The organism is Kocuria sp. ChxB (assembly GCF_044359605.1).
Classification (GTDB): domain Bacteria; phylum Actinomycetota; class Actinomycetes; order Actinomycetales; family Micrococcaceae; genus Kocuria; species Kocuria rhizophila.
This window is the reverse complement of the sequence record NZ_CP121123.1, coordinates 1,780,879-1,797,050: the sequence shown is the minus strand read 5'-3', so window position 1 is coordinate 1,797,050 and position 16,172 is coordinate 1,780,879. Positions and strand designations below refer to the sequence as shown.

General features: G+C 70.5%; 10 protein-coding genes and 1 pseudogene. 3 read left to right on the top strand and 8 right to left on the bottom strand.

Annotated elements, in window-relative coordinates:
• Window positions 1-624: 624 nt before the first annotated feature.
• Window positions 625-795 carry a hypothetical protein gene (locus tag P8S73_RS07960; RefSeq protein WP_396350311.1) on the top strand — a complete coding sequence of 57 codons (171 nt, stop codon included), beginning with the start codon at window positions 625-627 and terminating at the stop codon, window positions 793-795.
• Window positions 796-862: 67 nt separating this feature from the next.
• Here the strand turns inward: P8S73_RS07960 and P8S73_RS07955 are convergent, their stop codons facing one another.
• The 4 genes from P8S73_RS07955 to P8S73_RS07940 all read right to left on the bottom strand — a co-directional run bounded on the left by P8S73_RS07955 (window position 863) and on the right by P8S73_RS07940 (window position 8,389).
• Window positions 863-4,663, bottom strand: coding sequence for an MMPL family transporter (locus tag P8S73_RS07955; protein WP_396350310.1), 3,801 nt, complete (start codon window positions 4,661-4,663; stop codon window positions 863-865).
• 199 nt (window positions 4,664-4,862) lie between these two features.
• Entirely contained in the window at window positions 4,863-5,528 is a 666-nt protein-coding gene (locus P8S73_RS07950) for a TetR/AcrR family transcriptional regulator (protein ID WP_396350309.1), read from the bottom strand.
• Window positions 5,529-5,699: 171 nt separating this feature from the next.
• Window positions 5,700-7,082 (bottom strand): D-serine ammonia-lyase, encoded by a 1,383-nt coding sequence (locus tag P8S73_RS07945; RefSeq protein ID WP_271074078.1) that lies wholly within the window; start codon window positions 7,080-7,082, stop codon window positions 5,700-5,702.
• Window positions 7,083-7,132: 50 nt separating this feature from the next.
• A complete protein-coding gene (locus P8S73_RS07940) occupies window positions 7,133-8,389 on the bottom strand; it encodes an MFS transporter (protein WP_135010609.1) in 1,257 nt (418 codons plus the stop codon).
• Between the two features lie 396 nt (window positions 8,390-8,785).
• Here P8S73_RS07940 and P8S73_RS07935 point away from each other — a divergent pair.
• Together P8S73_RS07935 and P8S73_RS07930 are read left to right on the top strand one after the other, a co-directional pair.
• Window positions 8,786-10,002: pseudogene (locus P8S73_RS07935) on the top strand (IS110 family transposase).
• Between the two features lie 188 nt (window positions 10,003-10,190).
• The gene (locus P8S73_RS07930) at window positions 10,191-11,795 is read left to right on the top strand and encodes a GMC family oxidoreductase (protein ID WP_396350308.1); all 1,605 of its coding nucleotides are present in this window, start codon (window positions 10,191-10,193) and stop codon (window positions 11,793-11,795) included.
• Between the two features lie 188 nt (window positions 11,796-11,983).
• Here the strand turns inward: P8S73_RS07930 and P8S73_RS07925 are convergent, their stop codons facing one another.
• The 4 genes from P8S73_RS07925 to P8S73_RS07910 all read right to left on the bottom strand — a co-directional run bounded on the left by P8S73_RS07925 (window position 11,984) and on the right by P8S73_RS07910 (window position 16,099).
• Window positions 11,984-12,190, bottom strand: coding sequence for a cold-shock protein (locus tag P8S73_RS07925; protein WP_019310274.1), 207 nt, complete (start codon window positions 12,188-12,190; stop codon window positions 11,984-11,986).
• 245 nt (window positions 12,191-12,435) lie between these two features.
• A complete protein-coding gene (locus P8S73_RS07920) occupies window positions 12,436-13,518 on the bottom strand; it encodes an alkene reductase (RefSeq protein WP_396350307.1) in 1,083 nt (360 codons plus the stop codon).
• A gap of 143 nt (window positions 13,519-13,661) precedes the next feature.
• Window positions 13,662-14,525 (bottom strand): transporter substrate-binding domain-containing protein, encoded by an 864-nt coding sequence (locus P8S73_RS07915; protein WP_101888132.1) that lies wholly within the window; start codon window positions 14,523-14,525, stop codon window positions 13,662-13,664.
• Between the two features lie 167 nt (window positions 14,526-14,692).
• Window positions 14,693-16,099, bottom strand: a complete 1,407-nt coding sequence (locus tag P8S73_RS07910) for an aldehyde dehydrogenase family protein (protein ID WP_101888133.1) — start codon at window positions 16,097-16,099, stop codon at window positions 14,693-14,695.
• Between the last annotated feature and the right edge of the window lie 73 nt (window positions 16,100-16,172).

Here is a 16,172-nt window from a genome sequence, read left to right as displayed (position 1 = left end):
GGACTGTGGATCTGCGCCAACTGTGGCACACCCGCGGCCCCGTGGTGGTTGGATGTCCACAACCGTGCCACCTCGAGTCCACCGGGAGACCACCGTGCACAGCAGAACCCCTGACGAGCCCGCGCAGCCATCACCTCCGGGCCAGGCGCGGTTGACCTGCGGGAACGAGCAACGCACCGCACTGGGAGCCACCGTGACGCACCGTGCCCACCCCCCGGGGTGGTGGAGCCCGGTGAGCGCGCTGCGTGACCACGCCGTGGCCGGTGCCTGGAGCTTCGCGGAGGCCACCGCGTTCTTCGTGGTCCCGGACGTGTGGCTCTCCGCGGTCGCGGTCCGGAACCTGCCCCGCGGACTCGCGTGCGCCGCGTCGGCCACCGCGGGTGCCCTGGTGGGCGGCGCCGTGATGCACCGCTGGGGTGCCCGTGTTCCCGGTGACGACTCGGCGCGGATGCTCGCCCGGATCCCCGCGGTCTCCTCCGCGATGGTCGCGCGGGTGGAACGGGACATGGCCGCCCGCGGGTTCACGGCCGTGCTCCTGGGCCTCTGCGGGGCACCCCCTACAAGCTCTACGCCCGCACCGCCGGGCTGCGCGGTGATCCGCTGCACCGGTTCCTCGCGTGGTCCGTGCCCGCACGGGCCCCGCGCTTCGTGGTGGTCACGGCCGCGGTCGGCGGGGTCTCCGCCCTGCACGGACGGCTCTGGCCGGACGCTCCGGAACGGGTGCGGTGGGCGATCTTCGGCACCGGGTGGACCGCGTTCTACGCGTGGTACTTCCGCACGGTGGGCCGGGAATGAGAACGGGCCCCGGGCAACGACCAGGACGGTCGGCACCCGGGGCCCGTTGAGCCGGTGCGAGGGACGCTCAGCGGCCCATCCAGCGCACCACCCGGTCGAGGTCCTCGGTGGCCCGCTTGGACCACACCATCAGGGCGTACACGTGGGGGCCGCCCTCGCACACCACGGTGGTGGTGTCCACGCCCGCGCGGACCAGGTCCGTGACGAACTCCATGGTGTCCGGGAACAGCATGTCCCGGTCACCCTGCAGCACGAACGTGCGCGGCAGGCCGTGCACCTCACCGAACGCGGGGCTCACCATGGGGTCCGTCACCTCGCGGGTTCCGGCCCACCAGCGGCCGGCCGCGCGCGGGCCCTCGGTGTCCAGCATGTGGTCCACGGAGCGGTACTCCTCGATCTCCGGATTGCTCACTGTGGCATCGACCCACGGGGACACCAGGATGAGCCCTGCGGGCTGCTCGGCACCGGCCTCGCGCAGCCGCATGGCCTGAGCGACCGCCAGACCACCGCCGGCGGAGTCACCGGCGAGGAAGACCCGCGGGGACAGGGACCGCGCCAGGGACCACACGCCGTCGGCGAGCGCCAGGGCCTCGTCCACCGTGTGATCCGGAGCGAGCCCGTAGCCCGGCACCACCACGGTGGCCCCGGTGCGCTGCATGAGGGCGTCGATCCACCGCCAGTGCGTCCCCGTCATGGGGTGCACGTACGCCCCACCGTGCCAGTGGATGACCACCGGCGCAGCCGCACGCTCCAGGGCGGGCCTGGGACGTGCGATGACCACCGGGCGCCCGGCCACCATGACCTTCTCGAACGTCGCCCGCTTGTGCATGGACTTGTGCGGGGCGGCCTCCTCACGGGAGCTCGCCAGCGAGGCCAGCAGCTTCTGCTCGGACTCCCACACGTCGGGAAGCACCCGCAGACCCTGGTTGGTCGCGCGCAGCGCGGGATCAGCGGGCACGAGGACCACGTCCGGGGTCCCCTCCCGGGCCGCAGGGCCGTCAGCGCCCGGGGCCTCGTGGCCCGGGACGTCCGCTGCGTGACGCCCGTGGCGCCGCGCGCGGTGCTGCTCGGCCACGGTCCGCTCGTCGTCGGGCACCCCCAGGGGTGCCGACGCCGCATGGCGGGCCCCGGCCGCAGCGGCCGCAGACCCCGCGGCAGCCGAGGGCCCACCGGATGCCCGGCCCACAGGGGCGGAGTTCTCCACGGTGGCACCGGCACCTTCCGGAGCCTCGGCAGCGGCGGTTCGGCCACCCGGGCCGAGCTCACCCCCGACGGCGGACCGGTCGTGGCTCGACGCTTCCCCGCGCGCGGCCTCCTCCTCGGAAGAACCACGGTGGTGGGCGGCCACCCCGGCTGCACCTGCCGCCGCACCGGCCACGGCCGCCCCGGTGTGCTGACCCGAACCGCGGTGGCGGTGGGCCGAGTCCGCGCGGTGGCGACCCCTGGCGTGGGAGTGGCGTGCGGCGTCGTCGTCCGCGTGGTCCGCTGCGTCCGCGGTGGAGGCGGCGGTCTCGCGCAGCAGGGACTCACCCTCCACGTCCACGTGCGGCAGGATCTTGTCCAGCCAGCGCGGCAGCCACCAGGCCTTCTCGCCCAGCAGGCGCATGACCGCGGGGATCAGCAGCATCCGCACCACGAACGCGTCCAGCAGCACACCGCCCGCGAGCGCGAAGCCGATGGGCCGGATCATGGACAGCTCCGAGAAGATGAAGCCCGCGAACACGGAGATCATGATGATCGCCGCGGCCGTGACCACGGAGCGCCCGGCGCGGAAGCCGTGGACCACGGCCTGGCGCGCGGGGTGCCCGTGGACGTAGGCCTCGCGCATGCCGGAGACCAGGAACAGCTGGTAGTCCATGGCCAGGCCGAACAGGATGCCGACCATCAGGGTGGGCAGGAAGCTCAGGATGGGCCCGGGATCGTGCACGCCGAACAGGGCGCCGCCCCAGCCCCACTGGTACACCGCGACCACGGCGCCCAGGGACGCCAGCGCCGAGAGCAGGAAGCCCAGGGTGGCGATCACGGGGACCAGCACGGAGCGGAACACCATGAGCAGCAGCAGCAGCGAGATGAGCATGACCACGCCGAGGTACAGCGGCAGCTTCTCGCCGAGCAGCTGGGAGACGTCGATGTTCGCGGCGGTGGTGCCCGCCACGCCCACGTGGACGTCCTCCTGGGACTCCAGGTCGCCGTTGAGGTCGCGGATGCTGCCCACGAGCTCCTCGGTGGCCGCCTCGGCGGGCCCGGACTCGGGGATCACCTGGATCACGCCGGTGGCGCGGTCGTCCGTGAGCTGCCCGGGCAGCACGTTGGCCACGTCCTCCTGGGCGGCCAGCTGGTCCGAGACCACGTTGATCTTCTCCTGCGCCTCGGCCTTGCTGAGGCCCTCGGGCAGGTCCACGACGACGGCGATGGGACCGTTCTCGCCGGCCCCGAAGTCCTCCGCGATGCGCTGGTACGCCTTGTACTGCGTGCTGTCCTCGGCCTCGATGGAGGCGTCCGGCAGACCAAGGCGCATGCTCTGCGCGGGGATCGCCAGCACGATCAGCACGGCCGCGCACGCCAGCGTGGTGATCCACGGGTGGCGCAGGTGCAGGGGCACGTTGTGCTCGTCGATGCTCTCCTCGTGCGGCGCGGCGTTGCGCTGCTTCTTGGGCAGCACCCGCCGCCCGGCCAGCGAGAGCAGCGCCGGGGTGAGGGTCAGGGTCAGCAGCAGGGCCACCAGGACGGCCAGTCCCGCCGTGGTGCCCATGAGCCCCAGGAAGGGGATGCCCGTGACGTTCAGCGCCACCAGGGCCACCATCACCGTGAGCGCCGCGAAGAACACCGCGGTGCCGGAGGTCCCCACGGCCAGACCGATCGACTCGCGCACCTCCACGCCGCGGCGCAGCTGCTGGCGGTGCCGGTTGAGCACGAACAGCGAGTAGTCGATGCCCACCGCGAGGCCCAGCATCACGCCGAGCATGGGCGTCACCGACATCATGTCCACCGCACCGGAGAACGAGAGCGTGATGCAGGTGGCCACGGCCACGCCCAGCAGCGCCGTGAGCACGGGGAGCGCGGCCGGCACGAGGGCCCGCAGCATGATGAGCAGCACCAGCCCGGCCACGACCACGCCGATGATCTCGGACGGGCCCAGCAGCGCGGTGATGTCCTGCGCGATCTCCTGGGAGAACTCCACACCCACGCCGTCCACCGGGTGGGTACGGACGGCGTCCATCACGGCGGTCTTGGTGTCCGCCTCCACCGCGTTCTGCTCCTGCGTGAAGTTCACCACGCTGATCGCGGAGTTCTGGTCCTCGGAGACCACGCGGTAGTCGCCCATGCGCTCGTAGCTCTGCTCACCCTGCTCGAGCTGGGCCTTCTGCTGCTCCAGCTGGTTCGGGTCGATCCCCTGCTGCTTGAGCACCTGCTCCGGGCTCACCCCGGGCGGGAGGCTCTTCTGCAGCTGGGCCATCTGCTTCTCGCCCTGTTCCAGCTTCTGACGGCCGTCCTCGAGCTGCTGCCGGCCGTCGTCCAGCTGCTGCTGGCGCTCGAACGGGTTGACGGTGGAGTCCACCCCGGAGACGTCCTCCGTGGCCTTCAGGGCGTCCTCGATGCCGTCCCTCTGGGCCTGGGTGAACTCCGAGCCGTCCTCGGTGTAGAACACCACCCGGCCCGTCCCCTGGTTGGCCTCCGGCATCTCCGCCTTCAGCTTGTCCGCCAGGTTCTGCGTCTCGGTCCCGGGGATCGTGATGGCGTTGCTCAGGTGCACCCCCGAGACGGCCACCCCACCCACGGCCAGCGCCAGGACGGCGAGCCACACCAGGATCACCGCCCACGCGTGGGCGGCCGAGCTCTTGCCCAGCCTGTACAGAAGTCGTGCCACGGAGGTTCTCCTACTGAGTCGTCTGTGCGGTGAAGTGTCTGGCGGGAGCGCCGCGCGGGGCGGCTGCGGATCCCAGGTGGTGCCTGTCCGGGGTGGTCCCGGTCGGTGCGCTGGTCTCGTTCGGTGCGGTGGTTCTCTGCCGCTGCGGTGGTTCTCGGGTGCTGCGGTGGTTCTCGGGCGGGGGGACGACGCCGCGGCGTCAGGTGTCGAAGCCCCTCCCCAGCACCTCCAGGGCGGTGGACAGCAGCTCGTCCCAGATCTGGCGCCCCCGCTCGTCCAGGACTCCGCCGGTGCGGGCCAGCCACTCGTCCAGGCACTCGGCGAGCGAGTTGATGAGGGTGGTGACCACGAGGTGCGTCTGGAACGGGGTGTACTGCGGCAGACGCTCCCGCAGCACCTCGTTCAGGCGCTCCACCACCATGCGGGTCACCCGGTAGCCCCACAGGGAGGCGGCCTGGGTCTCCTGCACGTCCACGGAGAACACCGGCTGGAGGTCCCCGATGAGCACGCGGGCGCGCAGCGCTCCGATCAGCTGCCGGTAGACCTCACCGAGCGATGCGGTCTCCGGTTCGGTGGGCTCCGGGAGGTCGTCCAGCACGGTGTCGATCAGCTCGGTCACCAGCTCCGAGAGGTACTCGAAGGCGGCGTCCTGGGCCGAGGGGAAGTGGTTGAAGATGGTCCTGCGTGACACTCCGGCGCGTTCTGCCAGACCGTTGACGCTCACACCCTCGGTGCCCAGCTCCGCCGTGAGCTCCCCCGCCGCGGCGATGATGGCCCGGCGGTTGCGCAGCCTGATGGCCTCGCGCTTGTCCTTCGGCTCCGCTGCGCGCCGTTCACGGCATCCGGAGATCAGCTGGGGTGTCACGGGGCCATCGTACGGCAGTCATTGCACGGAGTGCACCTTGTTGTGCGGAGGGTCTCACCAGACCGTTCCTCAGAGTTTCGTCGGACCGTCCCGGGCAGTCTCGCCACCCCTGTGGGCCGGGTACAGTGCCGACGTCGCCTGCCCCGGCGCCCTGCCCGGGCACCACGCACCTCAACCCAGGTAGTGCGCCCTCACCTGTGCGGGCAGCATGCCACCGCCCGTCAGCCACGCGAGGTGGGTGGCCCCCTCCGGGACGCGCACCGCCGCACTCCCCCGGCGGTCGCTACCCTTTAAGGGCACAGCCTCCCCCGCCACGCGGCGGATCGCCTCCAACGCCGAGGCCGCGGACGGCTCCACGACTATGCCCTCCGAGGCATGCAAGGCCTTGACCTGGCCCGTCATCTGCTCGTCCGACGCCGTGACGCAGCCCGCGATCAGGCCCTGCATGGCACGGCCCACGAAGCCCGAGGGACGACCCACGGCCAGACCGTCCGCGACCGTGCGGGTGGTGAGTCCGAGCTCCGCCACGGAGATGCCGTCGTGGAGTCCCGTGTGCAGCCCCAGGAGCATGCACGGCGCCTGGGTGGGCTCTACGAACACGCAGCGCACCGCATCCCCGAACTCCCGCGCCAGACCGTAGCCCACCCCGCCGGGAGCCCCTCCGATCCCGCACGGCAGGTACACGTAGAGGGGATGGTCCTGATCCACGGCGATGCCCTGGTCCGTGAGCTGACGTGCCACGCGCGCGCCGGCCACGGCGTACCCGGCAAACAGGCTCAGGGAGTGCTCGTCGTCCACGAAGTGCACCGCGTCGTCTTGCTCCGCCGCCCGGCGACCCGCCGCCACGGCCTCCGTGTAGTCCGTGCTGTGCTCCACCACCTCCACGCCCCGCGAGCGCAGCAGGTCCTTCTTCCACTGCTGGGCGTGGGTGGACATGTGCACCGTGGCCTGCAGTCCGAGGGCGGCGGAGATGATCCCGATGGACAGTCCCAGGTTGCCGGTGGAGCCCACCACCACGCGGTGCTCGGTCATGAGGGCGCGCAACGGTGCCCTGCTGAACGCCGTGTAGTCCTTGTCCGCATCCGGGCGCGTTGTCGAGTCCGGCAGGAGGCCGTGCGCCACGGCCAGCGATTCCGCGTACTGCAGCACCTCGTGCACTCCTCCGCGCGCCTTGACGGAGCCGCTGACCGGGAGGATGTCATCCCGCTTGAGCAGCACCCGCCCGCTCCGCACCCCGGCGGCGTTCTGCCAGGCCGTGGCCTCCTGCAGTGGCGACTCGATGAGCCCGCCCGCTGCGGCGGTGTCCGGGAAGGTCGCCGCGATCCAGGGGCGGAAGCGCTCGAGGCGCGCGGCGGCGTCGTCGACGATCGCGGGGTCCACGCGGGACGCCGAGAGCCCCTGCGCGGCGTCCGTCGCGGCGGGATTCCACCAGGTCAGGGGCTCTTCCCGGGCCAGGCGCGCGGCCAGCGGATCTTCGAGGAGACCGCCGGGGACGGCGCCCTCCCGAGCCGGGGGCAGGGATGCGGGGCGCGGGTCGGGACGCTGTGCTGTCATGCGTCCATCATGGCGCCGTCAGGGGAAGGGGACCACGGGGGGGGGCTGCCTCACACCACCCGGCGCGTGCTCTTCGGGCGGGTGGCGTGCATGGCCACCGCCGCCACGAGCCCCGCGACGCCCGCCCCCAGGGTGAGCACGAAGCCGCGTTCGGGCACCTCGGACAGGAGCCCGCCCATCGCGGAGCCGAACGAGACCCCCAGGACGATGCACGTGGTGAGCATGGTCATCACACTGGCCATGCGGTGCGAGGGCGCAACCTCCTCGCCCCGGGTGTAGGAGCTGACCAGCAGAGTGCCCACACCGAGGCCCGTGGCCGCGAAGAGGACCGAGAGCGCCACCGGCCCCGGGACGCCCATCAGCAGCACGGCCATGACCCCCACGAGGAGCGCCCCGCACGCCACGCGCACCGACAGGGGCACACGGGACGGCAGACGGGACACCAGCAGGCTCGCGAGCGCACTGCCCCCGCCCATGCAGCCGTAGATCAGTCCGGTGTACGCCTCCGTGCCGCGCTCGGCGTTGATGGCCGTGAGCGCGGTCTGCGTGGACCCGAACACGGTGCCCACGCACAGGCACGCGAGCATCGGCGGCAGCACGGCGGCCCAGCGGATCCGTGGGGCGGAGCCGTCCGTGACCTCGATCGAGCGGGTGTCCAGGGTCAGGTTGCGACGCTGCGCGAGGTAGACGATGAAGCACCCCTGACCGAGCAGCACCCACACCATGAGCACCACGAGGGCAGGATTCGGACCCAGCACCCCCACCAGCACGCCCGCGATCACGGGGCCCAGGACAAAACCCACCTCGTCGCACGCGGTTTCGTAGCCCAGGGCCTTGCTCACCAGCCCGGGCGTGCCACGACGCCGCGCGAGCGCCGACCAGCGCGCCCTCGCGATGGCGCCGATCTGCGGATTCGCGGCGCCGATGACGGCCCCGGCCACGAGCACCAGGGAGGAGGGCGCCTCGAGCAGCACCACGCTCAGCAGGGCACTCATGCCGAGCAGCTGCACCAGGGTGGCGGACACGACCACGGGCAACGGTCCGAAGCGGTCGACCATCCGACCCAGCAGCGGAGCCCCCACCGCGGAGCCCAGGCCCGTGGCGGCCACGGTGAGACCGGCGAGCCCCAGCCCCAGGCCCGCCCCACTCACGTAGAGCAGAACCCCCAGCTGGACAGTGGCGGCGGGCAGCCGGCCGATGAGTCCCGTGATGAGGAACGGCCAACCACCCGCGGACACGAGCGAGGGGGCACCGGCCGGTGCGGGCGGCGTCGTGCGCGGGGATTCGTGGGGCGGGGGTGTGCTCATGTGCGTGCTCCTGGGTACGACCGACGACCGCGCACCCGACCACACACGCGGAGAACCCCTGACAACGCTGCGATTCTACCGGGGCCCCACTCGGCGGTGGTGCTGTCTTGTGGAGCAAGCGCAGCCTGAGCAGCGACAATCTGCGTTTGCTCCGTTGGTGCAGCCCGTTACCTTGTGAGTGCCTCCGATGGTCGGGGGTCTGGTCGCTCGGCCGGGTATGGCTTTGTTGCCCTGCCATTGATGGTCCGGGGGGTGTTGCCGCCCGGTCGAGAGACACGCGTTGACCGCTGATAGGGACACGGCCCGCCGCCGTGGTGGCGAGGTCTCTTCGTAACGTGGGTGCCGGCATCGGGTGTCAAGACTGCGACCAGCGATGGTGCGCCAAGGAGGCTCATCATGGAGAACCGTTTCGCGGTAATCATCGGCCTGGATGTGGGCAAGACCGCCCACCACGGGTGCGCGCTGGATGCGACCGGGCACAAACTGTTCGACAAACCCCTCCCGCAGGACGAGACCCAGCTGCGGGAGTTGTTCACCAGCCTGCAGGAGCGTGGTGAGGTGCTGATGGTCGTGGACCAGCCCAACACCATCGGGGCGTTGCCGATCGCGGTGGCCAGACACCGGCTGCGCTGTGGCGTATCTTCCCGGGTTAGCTATGCGAAAAGCAGCAGACCTGTATCCGGGAAGATCGAAGACCGACGCCAGAGACGCGTTCATCATCGCCGACACCGCCCGCACCATGCCCCACACGCTGCGGCAGGTCGACCATGACAACGAGGTCCTCTCCGCGCTGAAAGTCCTCGCCGGGTTCGACGAGGACCTCGCCCACGAGACCACCAGGGCGTTGAACCGGATCCGTTCGCTGCTCACCCAGATCCACCCCGCACTAGAACGTGTCTTCCCCGGCGGGACCCTCTCCACCGACCTCGTGCTGGAGCTGCTAGAGAAGTTCGGAGGCCCCACCGGGTTCACGTCCGCTGGGCGGGCGGGTTTTGAGGTTCGCTCGTTCCCATTCTCGCCGCGATCCCTCTGCGCTGGTCGAGAAGATCTTCACGGCGCTGAGCGAGCAGACCGTGACAGTGCCGGCGACCGCGGCGGTCGAGCTCGTGATCCCCAGGGTGGCCGGGCAGGTCAAGGAGTTGAAAGCGCAACGGGCCACGGTCGCCCACGAAGTCGAGGCCATGCTGGAGGACTTCCCTCTCGCCTCGGTCTTGATGAGCATGCCGGGGATCGGCATCAAGACCGCAGCCCAGATCCTCCTCGCGATCGGCGATGGCACCGGGTTCGAGACCGCGGGCCACCTGGCCGCGTATGCGGGCATCGCCCCGATCACACGGCGATCAGGGACGTCGATCCGTGGTGAGTTCCCCGCTCGTTCGGGCAACAAACGATTGAAGAACGCACTGTTCTACTCCGCGTGGATCGCCTCGAATCGCGACCCGATCTCGAAGGCCTACTACGATCGCAAACGAGCCGAAGGAAAACGACACAACGCCGCCGTGATCTGCCTGGCCCGTCGTCGTTGCAACGTCATCTTCGCGATGCTCCGCAACGGCACCTACTACCAACCACCCACCGCCCCTACCCCCGAACCAACCGCTCTCGCGGCTTGACTCGGAACATAGGGACACCCCCCACCCCAGGATTAAGTGCAGTTTTTGCCGCCTACTGATCGGTATTCGGCAAAATCTGCACTTAATCCTCAGCGGAGGCGCGCGGCGGGCAGCGGCCCAGCACGCATCCCCAAAGGCCTTGCACGCCAGGACCAGCCGCCATGTGTCCCGCATCACATACTGGAAGCATGACGAACACAGCAGACAGCGCGCGCCACACCGTCGTCGTGGGCGCAGGCACCGCAGGATCCATCGTCGCCGGGCGCCTGGCCGAGGCCGGCCACCACGTCACACTCGTGGAGGCGGGCGGTGAGGACACCAACCCGGCCATCCCGCACCTCTCCCGTCTGGGCGAGCTCTGGCACAGCACCGAGGACTGGGACTACTTCACCGTGCCGCAGGAGCACGCCTCCGGGCGGGTGATTCACTGGCCGCGCGGGCGCGTGCTGGGCGGCTCCCACGCGCTCAACGCCGCCATCTGGGTGCGTGGCAACCCGCTCGACTACGACGACTGGGCCGCGGCCGGCTGCGAGGGCTGGGCGTGGCGCGACGTCGCCCCCGTCTTCGAGGCGCTCGAGGCCTGGGACGGCCCCACCGCGGACGACGACGCCGCCGCGCCCCGCGGCACGGACGGTCCCGTTCCCGTGGTCGGCGGCTACCGCCTCAGCCCGATCTTCGACTCGATCATCGCGGCCGCCGAGGCCGTGGGGGTGCCGTTTAACGCCGACTACAACTCCGGCGCCCAGGAGGGCATCTCCCAGGAGCAGCTGACCGTGGCCGACGGCAGACGCGTGACCACCTACATGGCGTACGCGAAGCCGTGGGTGGACCGGGGCGCCATCGAGGTCCGCACCGGGGCGGTGGTGGAACAGCTCGTGCTGACCGACGGCCGGGTCACGGGGGTCCAGCTGCACGCGGGGCCGAACGCCGAGGTGGAGGGCGTCTCGCCGGAGGAACCCACCGCGGACCTCGGCTCGGCCGGGGAAGTCATCGAGGCGGACGAGGTGGTGCTGTGCGCCGGGGCGCTGGACAGTCCCAAGATTCTCATGCGCTCGGGCATCGGCCCCGCGGAGCACCTGCGGGAGGTGGGGATCGAGCCGGTGGTGGACCTGCCCGGCGTGGGTGAGAACCTCCACGACCACCTGCTCGTGCCCGTGATCGCAGAGGCCACGGCCCGGACCATCGAGCACCCCGAGGACGAGATCGCGGTGACCCAGACGCACCTGTTCTGGAAGTCCACCCCGGACCAGGACCGCCCGGACACCCAGCCTCTGCACTTCTGCGTGCCCATGTACGACGACCAGATGGAGGGCCCCGCCACCGCCTTCACACTGCACACCGGGCTGGTGCGCCCGTACTCGCGGGGCCGGATCACCCTGACGGGTCCCAGCAGCACGGATCCGGCGAACTACGACCCCAACATCTTCTCGGATCCCCGGGACCGCGAGGCGCTGCGGGCATCGCTGCGGCAGGGACGGGCGATGGCGGCGTCCTCCCCTCTGGCCGAGGAGTGGGGCGCGCGGGAGATCTACCCCGGACCGGACGTGGTCACCGAGGCGGACGAGGACGCCTACATGGACCGGACCGTGACCACCTACCACCACCAGGTGGGCACGTGCCGCATGGGTACCGACCAGATGGCCGTGGTGGATCCCGCCACGCTGCGCGTGCGAGGGGTGGACGGCGTGCGGGTGGTGGACGCCTCCGTGATGCCGTTCATCACCAACGGCAACACGAACGCCCCCTCCGCAATGATCGGCGAGAAGGGGGCGCGGATGCTGCTGGGAAAGTGACCTGAGACCGGGTCACCGGAGCCGAGGCCCGGCCAGAGCCCGGGAGAACGCGTGCGCTCCGGGGCGGCGTGCAGACCCCCAGGCGGCCGTCGGACCACGAGAAATGCGCCCCGCCGCAATCGGCAGAGCGCATGTCTCGTGGTCCTCGGGGAGCTGTCCTCGCCCGCGAACGAATGATCAGGGAGTGATCAGGAGATCACCGTGATGTTCGTGGCCTGCAGGCCGCGGTCGCCCTGCTGCACCTCGAACTCGACCTTGTCGCCCTCGTTGAGGGAGCGGAAGCCGCCGGAGTTGATGCCGGAGAAGTGGGCGAAGACGTCGTCGGAGCCGTCCTCGGGGGCGATGAAGCCGAAGCCCTTGTCAGCGTTGAACCATTTGACGGTGCCAGTAGTCATAGTCAGACCTGTCTTTCTGGAAGAAAGTGAGCTCGTCCCGAATTTCGGGGGCTCGGCGTTGCGATGCTTGCCATGAACGTTTCTTCAGAAAAACTGCCACACCTCAGACGGTGGGGTGATGCTTAAAAGACAAAACGAAACCTCAACAACTTCTCCTCAAGCTACGGCCCCGGCGGGCCGGAGTCAAACGCCGCCCCCCCGACGCCCCTCCGACCCGCCCTCCAGACGGCCCCGGGTGTCCGGTCTCAGACGCGCGCTGCAGCGAACGGGTAGTCCACGTACCCCTTGGGGCCGCCCAGGTAGAAGGTCTTGGGGTCCGGCGTGTTCAGTTCCAGGCCGTCCCGCCAGCGCTGCACGAGGTCCGGGTTGGCGATCAGCTCCCGCCCCACCATCACACCGTCCGCCAGGTCCGCGGCCATGATGTGCTCGGACTCCTCGAGCTCCGTGTACTCGCTGAAGCCGCTGTTGAGGTAGAACACACCGTCGAACTGGCCACGCAGCTCCTGCACGAACTCCCCGTCGATGTCCTTGTGAAGCACGGACAGGTACGCCAGGCCCAGGTCCCGCAGACCGGAGAGCAGCGCGGCGTAGGTGGCGCGGACGTCGTCGTGGTCGTCCTCGACGGCACCCTGCACGTTGTGCTCCGGCGAGATCCGCAGGCCCACACGCTCCGCCCCGATCTCCTGGACGACGGCGCGCACCACCTCCACGACGAAGCGCGCCCGGTTCTCCGGGGAGCCGCCGTACTCGTCCTCACGGTGGTTGGCGGACGGGGCCAGGAACTCGTGGAGCAGGTACCCGTTCGCGCCGTGGATCTCCACACCGTCGATCCCCGCGTCCACCGCACGGCGCGCGGCGGAGACGAACTCCTGCCGGACCCGGGGGAGCTCCTCAGCCTCGAGCGCGCGGGGCACGGGGATGGGCTGCTTGCCGCTGGGTACGTGGGTGCTCTGGTCGATGCCCACGGCACTCGGGGCCTCCGGGGTGGGCCCGCCCGTGAGCTCCGGGTGGGACACGCGACCGGCGTTCATGACCTGCATGAACACCACGCCGCCCTTCTCGTGCACGGCCTCCGCCACGCGGGACCAGCCCAGGGCCTGCTCGGCGGTCTCGATCCCGGCCTGGCCCCAGAACCCGCGGCTCGTCACGGCGGGGAACGTGCCCTCGGTGACGAGCAGACCCACGGACGCACGCTGCGCGTAGTACTCCACGTTCATGTCCTTGGGCACGCCGTCCTCGTCGGAGCGCATCCGGGTGAGCGGCGCCATGGCCACGCGGTTCTTGAGCTCGAAGGCTCCTACGGTGATGGGGTCGTACAGGGTGGGCATGCGGGTCCCTCCGTCGAGATCGGTTGCCTTTTCAGTTGTGCAACACCTATCCCGGCCACACCATTCCCGCGGAAAGTTCCCGGCGGTCTCCGGCGACGTCGCGGACGTCCCGGGACCGCCCGCGCCTCGTCACTCCTGGTGGCTCACCCGTACCACTTCTTCTCCGCCGCGGCCTTGGTGCCGTCCTGGGTTGCCACGTCCAGCCAGTTGTCCACGTACTCCTCCCACACGGTGTCCCCCTGCGGCAGGAGGTAGCCCTTGTCGAAGTGGTCGAAGGGCTTGTCCGGGTGCACGGCGCACAGCTCGGGGTGGGTGTGCGCCACCCAGCGCGTCTCGGAGGCGTCGGTGACCATCACGTCCACCTTCCCCTGGACGATCTGGTCGAAGATCGTGTTGTTGTCCTCGTACGCGGTGACCTGCGCCTCCGGGAAGTTCTTGTCCGCGAACTTCTGGTTGGTCCCTCCCACGGGGGTGATCACGCGCACCGCGGGCTTGTTGATCTCCGCCACAGTGTCGTACTTCTCCTCCTCGCCGCAGCGCACCACGGGGGTCTTGCCGTCCGGAGAGGTCGGCTCCGTGAATGCGACTTTCTGCGCCCGGTCGGTGGTGTAGGAGATCCCGCCCACGGCGATGTCGCAGCTGCGGTCCAGGTCCGCCACCACGTTCGCCCAAGAGGTCTGCACGAGCTCCACCTCCGCCCCGAGCGACTTGCCGAGGTTCCGCGCCATGTCCACGTCGATCCCGGACCACTGCCCGGTCTCCGGGTCCCTGTACGTGTACGGCCGGTAGTCCCCGGTGGTGCACACCTGGATCCTCCCGTCCCGCAGCACCTGACCCAGGCGCGAGTTCTCGGCGGCCGGCGCGACCGACGCCCCGGCGCCCGCAGACGCCGACGACGCCGCACCGCCGCCCTCCTGCCCCTGCTCACCGCACCCGGTGAGCAGTCCTGCGGCAGCGAGAGCCGTGGCCGCGGCGAGCACCGCAGCGGGGCGTGACAAGGACTTCATGGGATGCCTCTTTCTGTCTTTGGACCCGCGGGCCCGGGGCGGTGCAACGGATGGTCGGTCCCGACCCCCGCCCAGTGGTGACCCGGGGACTCACCACGGGGAGCCGCCTCACATGGACGCCCAGCACATGCTGGGCGCCCGCACGCAGGCTCACGCGGAACGCGGGATCAGCGGGAGATGACCTTGCTGGCCGCCACGGACTTGAGTCCCTCGACACCGAACTCCAGGCCGAAGCCGGACTTCTTGATGCCGCCGAACGGGATGCGGGGGTCCACGCCGCCGTGCTTGTTGATCCACACGGTGCCGGCCTCCAGGCGCTGAGCCACGGCCATCGCGCTCTCGGCGTCCGAACTCCACACGGAAGCACCCAGACCCACGTCCAGACCGTTGGCCATGGCGATGGCGTCCTCCACGTCCGCGTACTTCACGATGGGCAGGGCCGGACCGAACTGCTCCTGCGTGACCAGCGGGTTGTCGTTGGGCAGGTCCGCCACCAGGGTGGTGGGGTAGAAGTACCCCGGCTGGTCCTCCTGCGGGTCCCCGCCGATCAGCACCCTGCCGCCGCCGTTCTTGGCATCCTCCACGAGTCCGGCCACGATGTCGTACTGTTGCCTGTTCTGCAGCGGGCCCAGCACGTTCTGCTCCTCGCGCCCGTTGCCCATGGGCATCTGGCGTGCCACCTCCACCAGGGCGTCGCACACGGCGTCGTGCACGTCCTCGTGCACGTACAGCCGCTTGAGGGCGGCGCATGTCTGACCGGTGTTGATAAAGGCGCCCCAGAAGAGGTCCTCCGCGACAGCCCGGGGGTCGACGTCCGGGAGGACCACACCGGCGTCGTTGCCACCCAGCTCCAGGGTGAGGCGCGTGAGCCCGTCCGCGGCGGAGCGCATGATCGCCTGGCCCGTGGCGGTGGAGCCGGTGAACATGAGCTTGTCCACGCCGCGGTGCTCGGACAGCGCCCGACCCACCTCGCCGCCACCGGGGACCACGCGCAGGACGTCCGCGGGGAGCACCTGGTTGAGCACGTGCGCGAGACCCAGGACGGACAGCGGCGTGTACTCGGAGGGCTTGACCACCACGGTGTTGCCCATGCGCAGGGACGCCGCGAGCTGCCACACGGTGATCATCATGGGCCAGTTCCACGGCCCGATGGCCCCCACCACGCCCAGGGGCACGTACTGCAGCTCGGCGTAGCCGGTCTCGTCGTCCACGAGCACCTCGGGCTCCAGGGGGAAGTCCGCGCTGGCCCGCAGCCACGCCGCGCAGCCGCCCACTTCGAACGCCGCGTTCGGGCCGTTCTTCACGGGCTTGCCCTGCTCGCGGGACAGCAGCTCCGCGAGCGCCTCGGCGTTCGCCTCCACGGCGTCCGCGGCCCGGTGCAGATACTCGGAACGCTTGGCGTGACCCAGCCCCGCCCACGCAGGCTGTGCCGCGCGGACGGCGGTCACGGCGTCGTCGAGCTCCGCGGGGGTGGACTCGTGGAAGGAGCCGACCACCTCGCCGGTGGCGGGATCCAGGATCTCGCGCCCGGACGGGTCGGTGATGGCCGAGAGCAGGTCGTGGAAGGTGTTCACGGTGACTCCTTGGGAGTGGGGAGGCCACGCGGACGAGCGAGGCCGACTGCTCACATTGTGCCGTGGATCACTT